Origin of the sequence: Pontibacter sp. 13R65 (genome assembly GCF_047525655.1) — a bacterium.
Lineage (GTDB): Bacteria > Bacteroidota > Bacteroidia > Cytophagales > Hymenobacteraceae > Pontibacter.
Genome location: NZ_JBLIQL010000001.1, coordinates 224,335 through 244,597 on the forward strand (window position 1 = coordinate 224,335; position 20,263 = coordinate 244,597).

General features: G+C 46.0%; 17 protein-coding genes. 4 read left to right on the top strand and 13 right to left on the bottom strand.

Annotated elements, in window-relative coordinates:
* Positions 1-8: 8 nt before the first annotated feature.
* The 12 genes from pstA to ACMA1I_RS01050 form a co-directional block, all read right to left on the bottom strand.
* Positions 9-866, bottom strand: coding sequence for a phosphate ABC transporter permease PstA (gene pstA / locus ACMA1I_RS00995; protein ID WP_337066362.1), 858 nt, complete (start codon positions 864-866; stop codon positions 9-11).
* The gene (pstC, locus tag ACMA1I_RS01000; protein WP_337066363.1) at positions 859-1,734 is read right to left on the bottom strand and encodes a phosphate ABC transporter permease subunit PstC; all 876 of its coding nucleotides are present in this window, start codon (positions 1,732-1,734) and stop codon (positions 859-861) included. The genes pstA and pstC overlap by 8 nt, the downstream gene beginning before the upstream one ends.
* Positions 1,735-1,939: 205 nt before the next feature.
* Positions 1,940-2,935, bottom strand: a complete 996-nt coding sequence (locus ACMA1I_RS01005) for a PstS family phosphate ABC transporter substrate-binding protein (RefSeq protein ID WP_337066364.1) — start codon at positions 2,933-2,935, stop codon at positions 1,940-1,942.
* A gap of 355 nt (positions 2,936-3,290) precedes the next feature.
* On the bottom strand, positions 3,291-4,580 hold the full coding sequence (locus ACMA1I_RS01010; RefSeq protein WP_337066365.1) for a porin: 1,290 nt from the start codon (positions 4,578-4,580) through the stop codon (positions 3,291-3,293).
* Between the two features lie 271 nt (positions 4,581-4,851).
* Positions 4,852-5,436, bottom strand: a complete 585-nt coding sequence (locus ACMA1I_RS01015; RefSeq protein ID WP_337066366.1) for a hypothetical protein — start codon at positions 5,434-5,436, stop codon at positions 4,852-4,854.
* An 86-nt stretch (positions 5,437-5,522) separates the two neighbouring features.
* On the bottom strand, positions 5,523-7,025 hold the full coding sequence (locus tag ACMA1I_RS01020; protein ID WP_337066367.1) for an Ig-like domain repeat protein: 1,503 nt from the start codon (positions 7,023-7,025) through the stop codon (positions 5,523-5,525).
* Positions 7,026-7,122: 97 nt separating this feature from the next.
* Entirely contained in the window at positions 7,123-9,987 is a 2,865-nt protein-coding gene (locus ACMA1I_RS01025; RefSeq protein ID WP_337066368.1) for a TonB-dependent receptor, read from the bottom strand.
* A gap of 694 nt (positions 9,988-10,681) precedes the next feature.
* Complete coding sequence (locus ACMA1I_RS01030) at positions 10,682-10,861, bottom strand: hypothetical protein (protein WP_337066369.1); 180 nt, start codon at positions 10,859-10,861, stop codon at positions 10,682-10,684.
* A 173-nt stretch (positions 10,862-11,034) separates the two neighbouring features.
* The gene (locus ACMA1I_RS01035; protein ID WP_337066370.1) at positions 11,035-12,027 is read right to left on the bottom strand and encodes a MoxR family ATPase; all 993 of its coding nucleotides are present in this window, start codon (positions 12,025-12,027) and stop codon (positions 11,035-11,037) included.
* A 169-nt stretch (positions 12,028-12,196) separates the two neighbouring features.
* The gene (locus ACMA1I_RS01040) at positions 12,197-12,709 is read right to left on the bottom strand and encodes a hypothetical protein (protein ID WP_337066371.1); all 513 of its coding nucleotides are present in this window, start codon (positions 12,707-12,709) and stop codon (positions 12,197-12,199) included.
* A 440-nt stretch (positions 12,710-13,149) separates the two neighbouring features.
* Positions 13,150-13,536, bottom strand: a complete 387-nt coding sequence (locus ACMA1I_RS01045) for a hypothetical protein (RefSeq protein ID WP_337066372.1) — start codon at positions 13,534-13,536, stop codon at positions 13,150-13,152.
* 282 nt (positions 13,537-13,818) lie between these two features.
* The gene (locus ACMA1I_RS01050) at positions 13,819-14,922 is read right to left on the bottom strand and encodes a hypothetical protein (RefSeq protein WP_337066373.1); all 1,104 of its coding nucleotides are present in this window, start codon (positions 14,920-14,922) and stop codon (positions 13,819-13,821) included.
* Between the two features lie 43 nt (positions 14,923-14,965).
* Between ACMA1I_RS01050 and ACMA1I_RS01055 the strand changes: the two genes are divergently transcribed.
* The 4 genes from ACMA1I_RS01055 to recO all read left to right on the top strand — a co-directional run bounded on the left by ACMA1I_RS01055 (position 14,966) and on the right by recO (position 19,606).
* The gene (locus ACMA1I_RS01055; RefSeq protein ID WP_337066374.1) at positions 14,966-15,292 is read left to right on the top strand and encodes a 2Fe-2S iron-sulfur cluster-binding protein; all 327 of its coding nucleotides are present in this window, start codon (positions 14,966-14,968) and stop codon (positions 15,290-15,292) included.
* Positions 15,293-15,685: 393 nt separating this feature from the next.
* Positions 15,686-16,279 carry a thymidine kinase gene (locus tag ACMA1I_RS01060; protein WP_337066375.1) on the top strand — a complete coding sequence of 198 codons (594 nt, stop codon included), beginning with the start codon at positions 15,686-15,688 and terminating at the stop codon, positions 16,277-16,279.
* Between the two features lie 258 nt (positions 16,280-16,537).
* Positions 16,538-18,892, top strand: a complete 2,355-nt coding sequence (locus ACMA1I_RS01065; protein ID WP_337066376.1) for a hypothetical protein — start codon at positions 16,538-16,540, stop codon at positions 18,890-18,892.
* Positions 18,893-19,606, top strand: a complete 714-nt coding sequence (gene recO, locus ACMA1I_RS01070) for a DNA repair protein RecO (protein ID WP_337066377.1) — start codon at positions 18,893-18,895, stop codon at positions 19,604-19,606. It abuts the gene before it with no gap.
* A gap of 109 nt (positions 19,607-19,715) precedes the next feature.
* On the opposite strand, the gene ACMA1I_RS01075 is transcribed toward recO, so the two are convergent.
* Complete coding sequence (locus ACMA1I_RS01075; protein ID WP_337066378.1) at positions 19,716-20,261, bottom strand: FKBP-type peptidyl-prolyl cis-trans isomerase; 546 nt, start codon at positions 20,259-20,261, stop codon at positions 19,716-19,718.
* Positions 20,262-20,263: the final 2 nt, after the last annotated feature.

The following is a 20,263-nucleotide window of genomic DNA, read 5'->3' on the forward strand; positions in this document are numbered from 1 at the left end:
GTGCTCTATTACCACTTTATACGCTTCTGCCACTTGTGGCGAAGGTAAACAGCGATTCCGTTTAAAATAAAGGTAATGAATAATAAGACAATAATGGCGGCTGCAGCATTGGTGGTAAACGCCGCCTGCGGCCTCGAAATCCAGTTAAATATTTGAATGGGCAACACCGTAAACTCATCCATAGGCGAGGCAGGAGCAAAAGGCACATAGGCCAGGGCGCCTATTACAATAAGCGGCGCTGCTTCACCAACTGCCCGTGAGAGTGCTAAAATCACCCCGGTCAGGATTCCGCCAAAAGAGGCCGGTAATACCTGGTGCCACACTGTTTGCCATTTAGAGGCTCCCAGGGCAAAAGAGCCGTCGCGGATGCTCCTGGGTACTGCTTTTATAGCCTCGCGTGTGGTTACAATGACAATGGGCAGTATGAGGAGCGAAAGCGTGAGTGCACCTGCCAGCAAGCTGCCTCCCAGGGCCATTAACCGCACAAAAATCTCGAGCCCCAGCAAACCATAAATTATGGAGGGCACGCCGGCCAGGTTGGCAATGTTTATTTCCAGCAGAGTAGCCATGCGGCTTTTCTTGCCATATTCTTCCAGGTAAATACCTGCGGCTATGCCCAACGGAAAAGCAATAACGGTGGTCATGAGCAGTATCCAGAGGGTACCGATCCAGGCGGTGTAAATGCCGGCCCGGTGTGCTCTGCGCGAGGGCAGGTTGTTCAGGAACTCCCAATTAATGCGGCCAAGGCCATCTATCAAAATATCGATTAAGAATATTGCCAGTACGGCCAGCCCTATAAAGGTGCAAAAAATGCCGAATACCTGAAATGCCTTATCTTTTAGCCTGTTTCTGTCTGAGTTAGTCATATTTCTCCTGGTATTTCCTTTTGATCCAGAAACTGATATTATTAAGGGCAAACGTGAACACAAAGAGCGTAATGCCTGCCGCAAAAATGGTTCGATACTCCAGTGAGCCGTGCGGCACATCGCCCAAGCTTACCTGCACAATGTATGTGGTGATGGTCTCGATAGGTACCAGTGGGTTCAGCGTGAGGCGGGGCTGCTGGCCGGCCGCAATAGCCACGATCATGGTTTCGCCAACAGCGCGCGATATGGCCAGGATAATAGATACCAGAATGCCTGATGAGGCAGCAGGCACCATCACGCCAAAAGAGGTTTGGAGGCGCGTTGCACCCATGCCGTAAGCCGCTTCGCGCAACGATTTGGGCACGGCGCTTATGGCATCCTCGCTAAGCGAAGAAATCATTGGGATAATCATAATGCCCATGACCATGCCTGCCGATAAGGCGTTGAAACCTGCCAGCCCCGGTATAATCTGCTGCAGAGCAGGTGTAACTACTGTAAGGGCAAAAAAACCATACACTACTGTCGGGATGGTGGCCAGGATTTCGAGCAAGGGCTTAATAATGGCTCTGAATCGGGCATCGGCATACTCGTTTAAGTAAATGGCAATGGTTAGCCCGATTGGGAGTGCTACGGCTATGGCAATGGCTGTGGTCAGGAAGGTGCCAGACACCAAAGGCAGAATACCAAACCGTTTTACATCGAACAGCGGTGTCCATTCGGTGTCGGTTAGGAATTCTACTACAGACACTTCGGAGAAAAAAGCCAGCGACTCCGATAGCAGCACCCAGATAATACCTATCGTAACCAGTATGGTGATGGCTGCAGATAGCCAGAGCAGGCTTTCTATTATTTTTTCAGATATTTTCACACGTTGTAAAGGCTAGTTGTCAGACTTTCTGAATTTGTAAGGAGGTATATATTCAACTTGAATTAATCTTTTGTGCTTTTAAAGCAACCTGGGCACAATTTACCATCTGAAGCAAGCAATTATTCTAATTAAAAGGGTCTCCCAGAGGTGTTATAAGCTGTTTTTGTGCCTGGTTGGCCGCTTTCTCCCAGTTAATATAAAATGGTTATGGTTGCTTTTTGCGAGCTTCTTCTACAAAGGCGGCCAGTTTCTCCTGTTCCTCTTTGTATTTCTCTGGTGGCATTGGAATATAACCTACTTCTTTACTTAATTCCGGCACCTGCTCAAAATAGAACTGCAGAAAATCTACTACGTGCTGCTTTTGTGCTGCAGTAGAGTTTACATAAATAAAGAGGGGGCGGGAGAGAGGGGCATAGGAGCCATCTTTTACGGTTTCTATGCTAGGCATAATGGCACCTGCGCCATTGCTGTCGTCTTCGTCGTTGATAGGAACAGCCTTTAGTTTGGCCTTATTCTCTTCGTAGTAAGCAAACCCAAAAAAGCCCAGGGCATAAGGGTCTGTGGCAACGCCCTGCACCAGCACATTATCGTCTTCACTGGCGGTGTAGTCGCCGCGGCTGGAGTGGCTCTTACCCACAATGGCTTCCGTAAAGTAATCATATGTACCAGATTCCACACCGGCACCATACAGGTGAATTTCCTGGTTAGGCCATTCCGGCCGTATCTGGTTCCAATGGGTAATTTTGCCTTGCGCTTCTGGCTCCCATATCTTTTTGAGTTCAGCAGCGGTCATGTCTTTAACCCAGGTGTTGCGTGGGTTCACCACCACCGTTAGCCCATCGTAAGCCACCGAAAGCTGTAGAAATGCAATGTTATTGGCGTGAGCATCGGCTGCTTCAGACTCTTTTATGCTCCTGGAGGCATTGCTGATATCTATTTCGCCGCGCGAAAATTTCTTAAAGCCACCGCCCGTGCCCGATACGCCAATGGTAGTGCGCACATTAGGAGCGGAGTAGCGGTATTCTTCGGCCACAGCCTCTGTAATAGGGTATACTGTGGAGGAGCCATCGATAGATATATTGCCGGTGAGACTGAAATCAGCGTCCTCTTCGTATTTAGGTCCGCAGGCGCTAAAAAGTAGCAGGTTGCTGAAAAGCAGCGCCGCCAATGGCCTTACAAATTGTAGTTTAATTTGCGCCATAAAAATGGTGGGTGAATTTTTGTAGAGATTAGTTTTAAAAGAAGCGTTTGTGCCTAATGTCCGGAATTTACTACTCTGATACTCCTAAGTATGCCAAGTAGTTATGTATAGGTGGGCTGTTTGTCGGGATCTTAGCGTTAGAGGTGCTACTTTTAGGTAATTGTTGCCTGGTAGTGGGTATTTTATTGTTTGTTATCTTATTAAGAATTTTGCCTTTAGAGCAAACTGTAGGTTGCGGCACAAAAGCAGCAAAAGTAGTCTTACTGCTTTCGTCCTCAAGTTTATGCAAGTTAAATTATGCTAATCAAATTGCCCTTCCGAAGCCTTTTCGTGGCTTATTTGGTTAGGGGTAATGTTAGAAGTTAAACTGAGCCTGCAGCCTTAGCCTGTTACCAGCCTGTCTGTTAAAGTTGTTGCCGGTCATATCGCCTGGGCCGTTGTAAATGGTAGTGGCGTTGCTGATGCTTCTGTCGCCTATGCTATAGTCGGCCACCAGTTCAAAGTTTTTGAAAGGCTGCCACTCTGCTCCAATTTCTGTTTCATACACCCGGTGGGCAGTGGCATCGCGCTCGTGCTTTTTACCGCCCTGGTAATACTGTACTTTCACAAACGGAAGCAGCAACTGGTCGCCAATCTTTATTTTATAAATGGTTTGCGCATAACCACCTTTCAGAGGCTTTACCATTACCGATTTTGTGGCAGCATCGTACTCCGGGCCACGGCCAATGTTGTACTCTGCCTGAAAGCCGAGTGGTTGCGGAAAAATAGAGATAGAGCCTGCCACACGCTGGTCGGTGTATTCTGGCAATACGGTAACACCAGTAGAAACCTGATCGGGAGTAACCACATATTTGCCAGTGTAAGCTTGAATACCAGGTTCTATAAACTGTCCGCTGGGGAGCTTAAAGGGATAGGTCATGCGGGCCACCATGTGCAGGCTGTTGTTCGCCTCCGGACGGTTGGCAGTCTGGCCGTTGTAAACACCAAACCCGAACATACCATAATCGCCAGCGCCTTTGTACTCGGCATTTGCCAGTTCGTTCAGGCGGGCACGTATTTCAGGAGGAGTCCAGTAAAAGAATACACCTAAGTCGCGTTCATTAGCCACGGCGCTGTTAAGGGCATCGTTTCGGTCGAGTACAATACGGTTGCTGCTCGACTGCATATTTTCGAAACCATACGGCACCTTGCTCTGGCCTATGCGCAGCCTGAAAGCTTTCTCTTTGTCTAGCGCTACATCAAAGTAGGCATCGCGGAGTTGTACGAAGTTGAGTTTATCAGAGCCCGGTGCCGAAGCAAGATCAGGTTGTATATAAATAAAAACCCGCTCGTGCACATTGCCACTGAAAACAAGGCGAGCCCTTCTGATAAATATACCACCGCCTTCGCCAAGCGATTTGTCGCATTGGTCGCACTTAAGCAGGGGGTTGGTTTCTAAGAGGCGGTTATATCGAACCTGCGCGTAACCACGCAGGTTAATAATTTCTGACCAGTTCTTTTTTTTGGCGGCACCCTCTTCAGGTGCCTTAGCGGCTTGGGTAACAGATTGAGTGGTGTCTGATTGAGCAGAGGCCGTGGTAGTGGCTCCGGCAATATACACCATTCCTATCGCAAGGATAGTATGTACTATCTTCCTTAAATTCATTGTGGGTGAGATTTATTGTTTATTTTATCCTGCTGCGGGGTCCAGTCGCGTCAGTAATAAATCTAAAGCTGCATCAGCTAGTCAGGCTGTTATAGCTTTGGTGGCACAAAGGTCTCACTCCATTATTAGTTGTTTGTTACCTCAATGTTATCTTAATGTTAAGCTTCTGCAGGAGGAGCTGTAAAAGGGTTTGTTTTAGCTTGTAGGTTAATTCTGAATGAGTTAAGTGAGTAGCTGCAAAAGCGATGGTAGGTTTGCAGTATAGTTGCTACTAATTAGGAATTTGCTGATAAGGTACATACCGCCACTCATAGGTGGCTTTGCTGTATTTCAGTCGGTCATCGGGCCATTCTACAAAAGCACGGTTATCTGCGTAGCTTTCTATGCTTCCTGTTTTTACCATTTCGGAAAACAAAGCTCTGCCTTTTTCTCTTATTTCTTCAGCTTCCAGAATAGGTGTGTTGTATAATTCCTCGAAATCGATGATGCGGCCTCTGCTGTTTTTGCGGAAACGGCCGCCAACTCCTCTTTGTACAGGGCCTTTTGCACTTCTGGCAGGACGGACCATGAAAAAGTAGTGGGTGCTGTCGTCGGCGATGTAATACCTGTCCAGCTCATATTTAGGAAGAAAACTGATGTAGTGCTTCCGGTATATTGGTTTAAACCGGTTGAGTCCACTCACATTTTTGGGAGGAACTCCAACATAAGTAATAAGGTTTGCTTTGAGCGTATCCTGCTGTTGCTGTGTAGGGTAGTAATTTGTTACCTGGTATTTGGGATCTGTAGAACAATTGGTAAATAGGATGGTAATAAAGATAAGAAGTGCAGCAGTTAGAGTCGGTGCTACTAGTTTCATACGGTATTAAATTGGTGAGAAGGATATTGGTAAAACAACAAAAAGCCGGATTTAGCCCGACTTTCTGTTGTTAAAGAATTAATTTATTACTTAAGATATTCTCTGGTGGCGGCATCCCATGCAGCCCAACCTTCTGTCCAGTCAACGGTGCCAAATGCGCCACGGTATTCTACAGATTCAAAACCTGTAAGCTCAGCAAAGCTGGCACCGCTCATTAACATTGAGCCAGCCGTAGGCGTTACCTTAGGAGTACCTAATTCAAACAGGCTGCCATCTATACCGGCATCTTGCCATTTAGCTAGCATTTGGTTGTTTTTGTCAGCTGCCATAAACCAGGCGTTGATATCGAAATCGGCTTGGTTGGTAGTTAAGGCTTTACCTCTAGGTGCATTTGGGTGCTGTGCTACTGAGCCATCTGCCGATGCAGAACCATAGCCGTTGCCTCCCCATCTGTCTACACCAGCAAGAATGGTGTTTTTAACCTGAAGTTCATTGTTGGTAGCATTTTGAACTGTAGAGCTACCGTCAATGTAGATACCGTTTGGATATCCGGTGATGAAAGAATTATAAATTTTGATTTTCGTGTTTCTGCGAAGGTGAGCACCATTCTGGAATTGTGTATGCAGGGCAGTGGCAGTAGTTGCCTTACCACCTAAAATGGTTGCATTAGAAACCTGAGGAGCAGTAAAAGGTGTGTTAGTTGAGCCGTCGCCGTCGTTATCAACTTCGAAGCCATTAGAGCCAGACTGGTCAGCAGCTCTTGGGTCACGAACTCCTAAGATAAACTGCAGGCGGCCTGTGTAACCGGCATCCATATCAAAATCGTCGTCAAGACCTCTGTAGGCGATCAGGTTTTTAGCATTAACAGTACCACCGAACCACTCAAACGAGTCGTCGAGGCCATAAGAGCACATAATGTTCTCTATTTTAGTGCCACGGCCTACGCTACCCATTGTTAATGAGTTAACCTCTTGGTTCGGGTTGATCGGAATACCTGCATACTCGATTCTTACATAAGTAAGTTCACCAGAATTGTCGTCGTCGTTAGTGCCGCCATAAAATGCGCCGTAGCCTCCTTCAAGTTCGCCTACACCAGATGGCAGGTTGTTATGCGCAAAACCGCAAATTACTACACCACCCCAGTCACCTGGCTCACGTAAGCCTGGTGCACGCTCAGATGTAAATACAATAGGTTTCTCCTTTGTACCTTTGGCTATGATCTTACTGCCACGTTGTATTATAAGAGTGCCTTTGCTTTCTCTGTCGCCAATAATTACAGTACCAGGCTCTATAGTTAAAGTAGCTGTAGCCGTTGGCTGCCCTGTAACAACTGGATCTGTTCCAACCCTTACATAACCGTTCAGTCGATAGATCTTATCTGCTGTCCAGGTGGTATTCTGTGTAATATTGCCTGCCTGAATTTCAACAATCTCGCCTGGGCCATCAACTCCTGGTGTAATTTCTTCTACATCGTCGTCTTTACAGGCTCCTAAACCGACTGCAAGAGCTATAAAGCATACTTTCGAATAGGTCGCTAGTCGCTGCATGAAGTCTGACTTGCGCGCATTCGTTGTTTGTGAATTTTTCATTTTGTTGGTTATTATATTGGCTTTTGTGATAGCTAAATTACCTTGGTTATATTAAGAGGATGTTACCTCAACAATACTATACTGTTAATTCTGTGGATTAAAGCTGGCGCTTGCCGAAGCTGTAGCTGATACCGATATTGATGAGCTGGCCTGGGTGGAACCGTGCAAAAACCTGATCTGTTTTTCTGTCTAGTTTACCGTCTTGGTTGCCATCCTGCAGCAGGAGCGACTCTTGGTTAAAGATGTCGACAATACCAATCTTAGCCTGGAAGTAAGGAGTGAATTGTTTGCTTACAGATATATCCAGTACGCTTCTTGGCATCTCGTATATATCAGGGTACTGCTCTGTACCTACTATAAATATGCGGCGACCGATAATGTTGTAGTTAAGGTTCACCTGTATTCCGGAAGCAATGTTGTTGTAGAAAAGGCCGGCATTGGCAATGTATCTTGACTGGCCCTGCAGCGGGCGGTTGTTCGACTGGCCTAATGTTCTGGGGTCATCACCTAACTCTACTTCGCTGGAAATGTAAGAGGCATTCATCAGGAGGCTTAAATCATCCAGAAAAGACGAGTTAGATAAACCTGCGAATGATTTTTTTACATCTACTTCAACGCCGCGGCTATAGGCACTTTGCGCATTCAGGAAGCCAAACACCTTAGCACCACCGGAACCACCTTGTCCGAAGAGAGCTACACGTTCTATGGCATCTTTGAATTGCTTATTAAACACGCCTACACTTATCAACTCGTTTGCCGAAGGGTAAAGCTCCCAGCGCAAATCCATGTTCTGGATGCTTGCAGTCCTTAAACCTGGTTCGCCTTTGATGGTAGAGTTGAAGTTGAAGTCGTAGAAGCTGAATGGCGCTAACTCTCTGAATTCCGGTCTGTTTACTGTAAGGCCATACGCTGCTCTTATCAGCATCTTATCGGTGAGGTTGTAAGAGACGTTTGCAGACGGAAGAACTTTGGTAGTGGTGTTGTTTGTGTCTTCCCCGTTCAGCTTCATAATATTGTTCTCGACACGTGCCCCTACTACTGCTGTTATTTTAGTGCCAACAGGAAGTGTTAAGGAGGTATAAGCCGCAGACAGGGTATTAGAAGCTTTGTAGCTATCAGTAGGGTTAGATTGCTCGTCGATCTTTAAACCTGTGGTATTGTTAATGTTTTCCGGCAAGAAAATCTGCTCCAGTGGCAAACGCCAGAGAGGGTTTTCTTGCTCATAGCCGGCAGAGCTACCAGCTACATAGCCAATGTTCCGGGCCTGAAAGTTTCTGCTTTTGTTTTCGAAAAACAGTCCTGCATTCAAAGTCGGTTTTATAGCCGCAAACACCGAAGAAGATGAACCAAGGTCAAGTTTCTGGCTGTAGTTTACTGCACCGCTCACACTGTTCTCATTCATTTCGGAGAAGAAGCGGCCTAAGAAATCCGGTGATACACCTCTACCTACATAGAGAATCGATTCTTGTTGCGGATCGTCTCCTGCCTCCAATTGAATATCACGACGGTACCGGCGGTAATCTGGCTGGTCACTTCCGGAGTGGTTGTAGGCTAGGGTCCAGTCTAAGGTTCGTGTATCTCTAAAGTCACTGTCAACGCTTAAAGTGTGCTTGCCTGTTAACTGGCCAACATACATGTTTCTGAATATCTGGTCGAACGCGCCGTTTTCAGGAATGTAGTTGAACTCACGGTGCAGGCCAGTACGGTCAACAAACTGAGTGGTGCTTAGCTGGTTAAACAGGTTCTTGAACTCAATTGTATTTTGATTATTGAAACGGAAAGCCCAATTATGGATGAGGCCTGTTCTGATGTTCTGAGTATACTGCACATCGTCGTAGTGGTAAATAACATCAGGCTGATCATTTATAAAGTCGTATCGGTTGTGGTCGTTACGGTCGATGTTAAATGTTGTAAGGGAGTTGCTGTAGTTTATGGCTGTAATATTACCTACTTCAATATCGCCGATGTTAAATCTTTTGTTATAGGTTAAGCCAATGCGCTGATCCGGAATAGCTACACGTTCTCTGGGTGCCCAGTTGTTTCGGAGCGATCTGCCCCATTTTTGTAGTTCATCTGGCGAGTTTATACTTCTCACATTGTTAGGGAAGCCGTTTGGTAGGTTTAAGTAGCCATCGTTAAAGCCAGTCCAGTGTAAGTTGCCAGTTTCTTGCTGTTTAAAGGTGTTAAAAGTAGTGCCATTGCGTATGCCAATGGAGTAATCGAGCACTACGCTAGATTCTGGGGGAATGCTTTTCGTGAATATTTTTACAGCGCCACCGGCAAAGTCTCCAGGAAGCTCAGGTGAAGGGCTTTTGTAAACAAAAATTCTGTCTATTTGAGAGCTAGGTACTGTGTTGAAGGCAAAAGACCGCACATCTGTTTCCATGCTGGGTGCGAAGGTGTTGTTCAGGAGCACACTGTTATAACGGTCACCAAGGCCACGCACCATAATAAAACGGTCGTTGAGAATGGTAACACCCGGAACCCGCCTTACAACCTGCGCCGCATCCCTGTCTTGGGAGCGGGCTATTTGCTCGCCGGAAATGGCACTTACCACCATTTTGGCCTCACGCATTTCTGCCAGAACGGCCGCGTCTGTGTTGCGAATTTTTTCACCTATTACTACTACCTCCGAAAGGCTGGCGGTGTTCTGCTCCAGTATGATATTAGATGTTGCCGTTTTACCCGCTGTTACCACAATACTTGGAATGGTTTTGGGGCTATAAGAAAGGCTGCTTATTTCTAAGGAGTACGTTCCGGCCGGAACATTGTCGATGCGGTAACTACCGAAAACATCTGTGGGAGCGCCAAAGCTGGTGCCAGGTATCTTTACGATAGCACCGATAATCTCTTCATTTGTTTCGGAGTCTTTAACGGTGCCTTGGATGCTGCCAGTCTGAGCCTGCACCAAAGTAAAACTCATGAAGAAAAGAACTGTTAATGTGGTGAGAATTTGTCGCATATTAGTCTAGTTTTAATGCGACAAAGGTAGATGCGTTATGTTATCTGAATATTAATAATAGATTATGTTTGAATTATGGTTTATATATTGTGTTGGAATAGTTATATAAAAACCCAACTATTTGGTAAACAGTAAATTAAATACAACGGGTCTTTCTGTCTATCATATTAAAAGAGGTTACAAAAGCACAATCCTGACTTTACATTGAGCCTGTAAGAATACATAGCAGATAACAATATCATAATTTTTGAATAACTTCTTGTTAACCTTCTATCGATAGCTTTGCAGCATATATTAATCCTTCCTCAGAATATCTAGATCTGAAAGCATTGATTGCAAATTTATGGGTGAGAAGTAATGCTGCAATCGTAGTGGAGTGGCTTAGTCTCCCACTCTACGGAGAACCCGCCGAAAGGCGGGTTCTTTTTTCATCGCCTCCAATCGTTATCAGCAAAGGCTTATTCTCATTTATCTTACTGCTTCCTGCTTTTTGTGTAGCCTGCATAGTCTTATCAGCCCCCTGTGTGTTAAAGCAAAAAACTGCTCCGGAAGAGCATTTTCATTTAAGTAATTTCGAGAGGCAAAGTGTGGCACTCTACTTTCAAATTCTTCTAATGAAAACGCCCTTCCGGAGCAGTTCTGTTAAGAAAAATGGCTTGGCCTAAATAAGCTTTGCTGGCGCTAAGTAACCTTCTTAAAAATCGGACATAGGTGCACCGCCTCCACAGCCTCTTAGCAGAAAGAAAACAACTACTACCAGTACTATTAAAACAAGGCCGCCCATTCCGCAGCCGCCTCTTCCTCTTCCTCCACCCCGTCTGCCGCCTCCTAATAGCCTGCTCAACAGAAAAAACTTTAGTAATCCTCTTAGCATAGTTTTATGTTATTGCATTATTAAAATGTTCTTATAGCATTGCGCCTGCTACTCCAGTAAAGCCGGGCCGTTGCAATGAATAAAGAGTACGCAACATAAAAGGGAGCGTTGCCAGAGTAAGTACTTACCATGGCAACGCTCCCTTTTTAGTCAGAGCTCCGCAAATGCAAAAACTAGCTAATCGGCACCTTTCTCAGGACAGCTTCTATAAAATCTTTTGTTTTAATGTTGTCGGCTTCGGCTTCGTAATTAAGTATGATGCGGTGGTTCATTACATCATATGCTACGTCTTTTATGTCTTCCGGTAATACGTAGTCGCGTTCATCGAAGTAGGCCACTGCTTTAGCTGCGCGGTTTAAGGCAATACTGGCTCTGGGCGATACTCCAAACTGAATATAATCCGCAAACTCGTTTAGGTCGTATTCGGCCGGGCGGCGGGTGGCAAATACCAGTTCTATGATGTACTTCTCTAGCGTCTCCGAGATCTGCACCTGGTTAATTTCGCTTCGTATCGCAAATATGTCTTCTTTAGAAAGAACCTTGGCTACCGTATCATTAAACGACATGTTGGCCATGCGACGCATAATTTCAAGCTCATCGGCCTTTTTGGGGTAGTCTATGTATACTTTCATCATAAACCGGTCTACCTGCGCCTCCGGTAGCGGGTAAGTTCCTTCGTGCTCCACAGGGTTCTGTGTGGCCAGCACCAGAAAGGGCAGGTCCAGGCTAAAGGTAGTTTCCCCAATAGTCACCTGCTTCTCCTGCATGGCCTCCAGCAAGGCCGATTGCACTTTGGCAGGAGAGCGGTTCACTTCGTCTGCCAGAATCAGGTTTGCGAAGATTGGCCCCTTTTTTACCTCAAACCGTGAGGCATTCTGGTTATAAATCATGGTGCCGATCAGGTCGGAGGGGAGCAGGTCGGGCGTGAACTGGATGCGCTGGAAATCGAGGCGCAGCACTTTGGAGAGAGAGTTAATCGTTAGAGTTTTAGCCAGGCCAGGTACTCCTTCCAGCAAGATATGTCCGCCGGTAAACAAACCGATCAGCAGCCGGTTCACCATATAAGATTGACCAACCACCACTTTCCCCATTTCACTGAATACCTGTTTAATCTTCTGCTGATGGGCTTTTACGTTATCCTGGAATAGTAAATCTTCTGCTGGCATGTTTGCTGCGGTATCGGGTAAAACTTTTTAAAGATAATGATAATCGGGCATCTAAACCAACTACGAGATAGGAGGGGCAAAAGTATAGAGCAAAAAAAAACGCCTTGAGGCGCTGAAAGGATAACGGTATCAGTTGAAGTAGTGGCAGATGGTAAGGAGGCGAAACGGATCAGGCTGCCATGTCCTGGCACTTGTGTGGTGCCGTAGATTCTTGTGGGTTGAGTTTACTCATTCTAACTTTTTTTGCCTGGCGAACCATTTCTATGAGCTTTTCAAGCTGCGACTCCTCCACATCTATCGGTAACACCATAGTAGTAGAGGTAGACTTAATATGGATGCGGCGGTAGCGGGTCATTACATAAAGCATAATGAAAAAGCCACTTATTAAAGCAAATGAATCATTTATATACACGAATAGGGCAGCCGCAATGCTCAATCCGAGGTAAAGCTCCTTTCCTGTCGTTTTTATTTCCCAATCAGTAATGTCTTCCAGCATAATAGAGGTACTACCTCTAAAATCCCAAGGCTCGCGATTCTGTATAACCCGATGGGTGGTAAGGGCAAGCTTTTTATCTATCGTTTGAATAAGGTATTGCTCTCCATGAATAAGCCTGTTGCGGGCTATACGCGATGGAGCGTAGAGTTTGTTGATTTTATGAAAATGTATTGGCGATAGTATCACAAATTATTTTTTATTTACTCTTATGATCCACTAAGTCATTAAATGGTTGCAAGCAATAAAGAATAATGTAAAATAATTCTTAAGCCGAAAGCGTGCTGCCAGTTAAATTATACATGCTAAGAGTAGACTTACCTTTTGCCCTGACTATACAAATGGTTTTTTATCATGTATTCAGTAAGCGGTGCTAATAAAGAATCCATACAATTGCTCTGTCGCAGCTTACATGAAAGAAGGTCTTGCCTGTTGAAACACAAACAGACAATTACAAAAGAAAGTACATAGCCTAAAGGTAGGCTAATTTTTTTTTATATGAGTTGTTTTGGAATTTAAATATAAATTATGTTATTAATTCAATTCCAGTTAAGGTTATTCCAGCTTTAAATTACCTACTATATTTAAAAACTAACCTCTAAGCTACTTGTAGCTTAGAGGTTAGTTAACTATGCCGATAAATAAAGATCTCCCTCATGGCCATGTGCACGCTGGTTCTTGAAGCGAGCAATGTCAGATTGCATAGCTGTGTAAATCTCCAGAATTTCTTCCGACTCTTCTGTTAAAGGCTTTATGTGTTCTGAGAGCAACTTGGCTGCCAAAGGGTAAAATTTAGAATCATCGGTGTTGGCGGCCTTCACTTTAAAATTGCTGACAGAAGTTTCGAGTTTTTTAAGAATAGGAAACTGCGCCTTATACTCCTGAATAGTGTCACGAAGTTTCTCCCTTATCATGAGGTATAGATCTTCCTCAAACGTCATCCCAAAATCATCGTCCTCTTCCTCATCGTCGAAGCTGAAATTGGCATCCTCATCAAAGTCAAAATCGTCTTTCATAGTAGTCTAAAAGTTAGTCAGGTTGATATTACGAGTTTAAAGGCTCTTTGTGTCGATGAACTAATATATTTTAATGGAATTACTTTCGTGCTTACAGTACCTGTCTGCTAACTAACATGCATATTTAATATTTCAAACGCATATATACAATAGATATGACGCTAAAATAGCATAAGGAATTCACTAATAAATACTTAAAGGCAGTTATTTCTTTCCTGTTTCAGGCAAAAAGATATGTTCCATAGCCTGAAAGAGCTGAGTTTCAGGCTATGGAATTGGTTGTTAGGCAAATTTTCGTTCTATCAGGTGCAGCAGCTTGCTTACATGTTCCTGCTTTTTGCTCCAGTCGTACTTTGATGCCAGTTCCTGGGTCACATAACGTTTGGCCTCTTCAGGGTGGGCATACTCATCCAGCTGTTTTATGGCCTGGTAATAGGTCATGTTGTCGCCATCGAATAGCTCATTTATAAAACTGAATCGCTGGTTTATGGAGATGGAGTTTTTCAGCGACTCAATTTTTCGGTTGCTGTGCGAGTCGGCTAGCGAGGTTGCTGCAGTGCCTTTGTAAAAGTTCTCGTTCAGGGTTGGCCGTTCGGCTGTTTTAAACCGCTCATTCAGGCTGTTCTGGCCTTGAGCAGGCTTAACTGCTGTTACCGTTGGGGCAGAAGCTTCACGCTGAGCAGTATGTATAGGGGCTACCACATCCTTTTCTTCCAAGGGAGCTGCTGGTGTTGGCTTTGCCTCCTGTGGCGGTGCGGACACGGCGATTGTGAGCAGATCCTGCTCGCTTATCGGCAACAGGGTATTAAACTTAGGCAGTACCTCCTGCAGTGGTGTACGGCTGTTTACATTTGCGTTTATGTAGAGCCTGAACCGGCTCAGAATATAGTCGCGATCGCGGTTAGAGGGCGATAGGGTATCTATAAAGCCGGCAATAAGCGGCTTGTCGAGGTCTATGTATTTCAGGTTGTCCTGGAGTTTAGGCAGGGTAATTTCTTCCTGTATACGCAGAAACTTTTCCTCAAAAACAGTAGCCGGTGCAAGCACCATTAAAAACGTGTCGTAAATAGCCTTCTGCAGCAGCGGTTCAAAGGCATTGCGTTTCATCAGAATCTTACGCGATACTACATTCATAAAGTTCACCAGCGCCTCCTTTACATCCTCGTGCTCATAGTCGAAGTACGGGCTGCGCAGGTTGGCCATTTCGTGGTGCCATTTCATCAGGAGCTCCTTTATCACAAAAAGATTCACCTGTTTGATAGTGGTAAAACCAAGAAGCTGAGGGCCGTTAACAGTGTCGTGAGAGGCAAAGTGGCGGTCGCAAAGCAGATTTGCCAGGTCTTTGCTATAACGCTCTAGGTGTAATTGATTATATTTGTCTTCCATTTTAGGTTTACATTCTGCTGTAAACTGTAAATATAGAAATAATATGCCAAAGTTGACTGTGCAAAACCTGGCACATAAAGAGGTGGAAGTGGCAAGCGGACAAACCATTTTTCAGGCCTTGCAGCAGGCAGGCATAGACTGGATGCATGCCTGTGGAGCCAAGGGCCGCTGCACAACCTGCCGCCTGGTTGTAACCGAAGGAATGTCGCAATTTGGCACCCTTACAGCAAACGAAACCCGCTACCGCGACAACGGCCGGCTAAAGGAAAATGAGCGACTTATGTGCCAGGCTACTCTCCAAGGCGATGCCTCTGGGCGGGTGCCGCTGCAAACACAGCTGCCACACCTGCGCTACGCAGAATCAAGCTAGGAACGGAGGCAAAGCAGAGGTAAATAAGTAAGCCCCGTGTCTGAGCTCAGAGCACCAGGCATGCTTTCTGACCTCCGGAAGGGCATTTTCATTAGCAGAATTTGGTTGCCGATTGTTAGGTGATGATTGCTGAATGGTTTAATGGCTGACAGGTAATAGCTTGTAAGGCGTCGCAGCGTGCGCAGCTCCTGCGAATGTCTGGCCGAAGCAGATCGAAACTTAAAATCAGCTTCAGAAAAAATCTAGTATCTAAAGTCTAGGATCTAAAATCTAGACAAAGCCACTGGAAGGCCATTTTCATTAGATTAATTTGCAGGAAGTAAAAATTGAGCAATAGCTCGTCGTTGTTTACAATCCAGAGTTAAAAAGCTGGAATCTAAAATCTTTTAGCAGATGTTTATAGAACCGCGCGTTGGCAACGAAAACCACGCACACAGGAGGGGGTGGATTGAAGTAATTTGTGGGTCGATGTTCTCCGGTAAAACGGAGGAACTGATTCGCCGCCTCAACCGGGCAACCATTGCAAAGCAGAAAGTGGAGATTTTTAAGCCAACCATAGACAAGCGCTACCACGAGGTAGATGTAGTGTCGCACAACGCCAATGCCATTCGGTCTACGCCCATCGATTTTGCCCAGGATATGCTGTTGCTCGGCGGCAGCTGCGATGTGGTAGGAATAGATGAGGCTCAGTTTTTCGATAATGGCCTGGCAGAAGTTTGTGTAAAACTGGCTAATAGCGGCGTACGGGTAATAGCTGCCGGCCTCGATATGGACTACCTTGGTAAACCGTTTGGTCCTATGCCCGACCTAATGGCCGTAGCAGAGTATGTAACCAAGGTGCATGCCATTTGCGTGCAGTGCGGCGACATTGCCACTTACTCTTTCCGAAATGCAGTATCGGAACAGCAGGTGCTGCTGGGCGAAACAGAATCATATGAAGCCCGGTGCCGGCACTGCTTTCTCGAAGGCAGAAAAGCAATAAAATAACAATTCAAGCCCAGGTACGGCCTTTGTCGAACTGTGGCTATACTATTTTTTTGATTTATCTGTTACTTATCTACTTGGGCGGCCTTGTAAATTATTTGTGCTGATGCATTTACCATTTCAGGCAGAACATGTTTACCTTTAGAAGTGCAAAAAAGGTTCTGCATGGCAAGGGGCACAAGCCAAAGTATGCGCATGCTTTTTAAGCAGTAGCCAGGCCAGGAATCCTGCTGAGCAGATATTACGCAGCCAGAACCAGAGATGAAGAAATTTTTACTGAATACTAAAGTTAGGCCCTTGCTCCGGCTCCCGTTTCAGGTGCTCATGCTCCTTAGCCTGCTGTTTGGCAGCTCTGGCGCATTGCAGGCGCAAAGTAGGTTAGCCATAGGAGCCTGGCAGGTGCATGTGCCGTATCAGCAGGGAAGAGCCATTGCCGAAACGCCAGATTACGTATATTGCGCCACCGAAAGAGGCCTTTTCTTTCTCGATAAGGAGTTTAACTCCGTCCAAACGCTCTCCAAAGTCGATGGCTTAAGCGAGCAACGCATCAGTTCGCTGCGCTACGACAACGATACCAAAACCCTGGTAATCGCCTACACCAATACCAACATCGATTTACTGCGCGGCAACCGCATCATTAACATCAGCGATATTTTCAGGAAAACAATTGCCGGCGAAAAGACTATACGGCATATTTATATTCATAATAAACTGGCTTACATTTCCTGCAGCTTTGGAGTAGTGGTGTTGGACCTGGTAAAGCTGGAGATACGGGATACCTACAGTAACCTGGGCCCAGCTGGCGAAATGTTGGATGTAACAGCCACGACCATTCTAAGAGACAGCATTTACATAGCTTCAGACAAAGGAGTACTTGCCGCAAAGCTAAGTGGCACCAACCTGCTGGATTTCAACAATTGGAAAAGCCACAATAATGGGTTGCCCTGGCAAGGAGTGGCCACAACTGTTGTATCGTTTAACAACAGCGTGGTAGCCGGAACTGCCGAAAACGGTTTGTTCAGGTGGGGCGGCAATACCTGGGTGCCAATAGCTACCGCTCCGGTTACAGATCTCCGCAGTTTAAGGGCAACAGCAACCTACCTGGTAGCAACAGCTGGTGCCGGAGTTATGCTACTGAATACTGCTGGCGAAAGCACTACGGTAACGAACGATCTCCTGCGTGTACCGCAGGAAGCACTTGTAGGCGAAGGAAATAACTTGTGGGTGGCAGATGGTATAAACGGTCTCGTGAAAAGTTCTGTAACAGGAGCAGAACTGGCTGCTTTTGCTCCCAATGGCCCTTACTCTGGTAATAGCTTCAGAGTATATGCTGTAAATGGCCTGGTGTATGTGTTGAGCGGAGGCTATAGCGAGTCTTACTTGCAGAGCGAGCTATACGATGGCTTTTTCGAGTACCGAAACGGGGAGTGGAAAAACTTCAACAGCTATATATATCCCGATAGAAACCAATATCCTGGCGGAAAAGATCTGGTAACTGCCGTCTACAACCCAGTTACAGACAAAATGTACTTTGGCAGCTTTGGCAATGGCTTGCTGGAGTGGAATGGCTTAGGGCAATCTAAGCTTTATAACGGGCATAACAGCACCCTGGTAAGTGCCAGCAGTGCCGAAGATAAAACACAGTATGTGCGTGTTACGGACCTTGGCGTTGACCGGGAGGGTGTATTATGGGTTACGAACAGAAACCACCAGGTTGGAGAACCTAGCCTACATGCACTTTACCCTGATGGGCGCTGGGAGGCGTTTAACCTGCAGGTTCCGGATGCCTCGCGGTTCGACCAGTTGCTCGTAGACGACTACGGCAACAAGTGGCTTTCCATAACCAGGCGTGTTTTTACCCAAGCTGGCCTCTATGTTTTTAACAGCCAAACCAATGAGCGAAGACACGTTTCGACGGGAGCAGGCACGGGAGGTTTGCCCGATGGTTTTATATACAGCATGGCCAAAGACCTGGATGGCGCAATCTGGATAGGAACTGCTGCCGGTGTAGGTGTTTTCTACAACACGGATCCCCGCACCATTTTTTCGAACCAGACTTTTGATGCCTACATTCCGATTATTAACAGAAGGCCTCTTTTAGATGGACAGACCGTGCGCTCTATTGCAGTAGATGGAGCCAACCGCAAATGGATGGGAACCGATAACGGGCTCTGGCTCTTTTCTCCTGATGGCGATAGCCTGGTGCATCATTTTACAGCTCAAAACAGCCCGCTCCCATCAGACAAAGTGCTGTCGGTGGCGGTGGAGCATAAAACCGGCCAGGTGTTTGTGGCCACCGATGCCGGAATAGTGTCTTACAGCGCAGGTGCCACTATTACCGAAGGTACTCCAAATTGTGCCACTGTTTTCCCAAACCCGGTAGAGCGCAGCTTTAGTGGTCTTATTGGTATTTCGGGACTGCCAAACAATGCAAGTGTGCGTATAACCGATGTGGCAGGTTCGCTGGTGTACAAAACACAGGCCACCGGCGGCACTGTAACCTGGGACGGACGTAGCTACAATGGCAAGCGAGTAAAAGCGGGCGTATACCTAGTTATGAGCTCCGATCGTGATGGTGCGCAAGCCTGCATCAGTAAAATAGCCGTACTCGAATAAATGCTGGTTAAAACTAGAGGTATTGTCCTGAATTATATCCGGTTCCGGGAAACCTCCATTATCGCTAAAATATACACAGAGCAGCTGGGTGTGCAGTCGTACATCGTAAACAGTGTGCGCAAAAAAAACAGCGGCTCCCGCATCGCCTTGTTTCAGGCCTTCACCTTGCTCGATATGGTGGTGTACACCTCGCACAAGGGCGGAATAACACGCATTTCTGAATACAGGTCGGCATATCCTTTCATCTCCATTCCTTTCGACATCCGGAAAAGCAGCATTTTGCTTTTTCTCTCAGAAATGGTATCGCGCACGGTAAAGGAGGAAGAAGAGAATCCGTCGCTGTTTGCTTTTTTGTACCAGTCCATCATTCATTTTGATGAGCTGCAAACTGGTTTCGAGAATTTTCACCTGGTGTTTTTGTTGCAACTGAGCCACCACCTGGGCTTTGGCCCGAGCTCCGGTGCCGAAATCGTAGAGCAGGTGGCTTTTTCATCGCATGCAGCAGGAGCAGCAAATGCGCCTACCGTGCTGGCGCTGCAGGTTTACGAAACCTTCTTCGATCAGTTAATGCGAACTCCCAATCAGGCAGGTATTCCAAACGGTAAAGTAAGGCGGGAGCTCCTCTCGGTGCTAATCCGGTATTACCAGCTGCACGTAGAGAAGTTGGGCGAAATTAAATCGCTGGCCGTACTCTCGGAGGTGCTGTCGGAGTAGGAGAGGGGGGAAGGCACCAATTGACATGATTGCTTCAACAGAGGCCGCAAAAAAAAAGAAGAGGCCACTCCAGGAGCAGCCTCTTCTTTTTGATTTTAAATATGTTGTACTACCGCTTTCTCAATACCTTCATCTCAAATATGAGCACCGCGTTGCCTGGAATAGAGCTGTAGCCACGAGGGCCATAGCCTAAATGAGAAGGAATATACAAAAAGGCTTCTTCTCCTGGTTTCATTAGTTGCAGACCTTCATTCCAACCTTGAATTACTCCATTAGGCCCAGTTGCTCCTACTGTTACACTAAAAGATGAACCACGGTTATAGGAGTTATCAAACTCATTGCCGTATATGTTCCTTCCAATATAATGCACATCAGCTATGTCGCCTACCTTGAGCAGGTCGCCTGTACCGGGTGTAATGTTCAGGTAATAAAGCCCGCTTTCGGTTCTTACAACCTTGGTTGTATCTACATTGTTCGCCCTGAAATACTGCCGGATCACCTGCTCATCTTTTATCTTCTGTCCTTCAGTATCGAACACATAAGGATTTTGAGGCTCTTTACATGCCGAAAAGGAAGCAGCAACAAGTAGAAAGAAGAGCGCTTTTAGTAAAATGCTTTTCTGGCTGGTATTGGTTAAAAGGGATAATACACGCATAT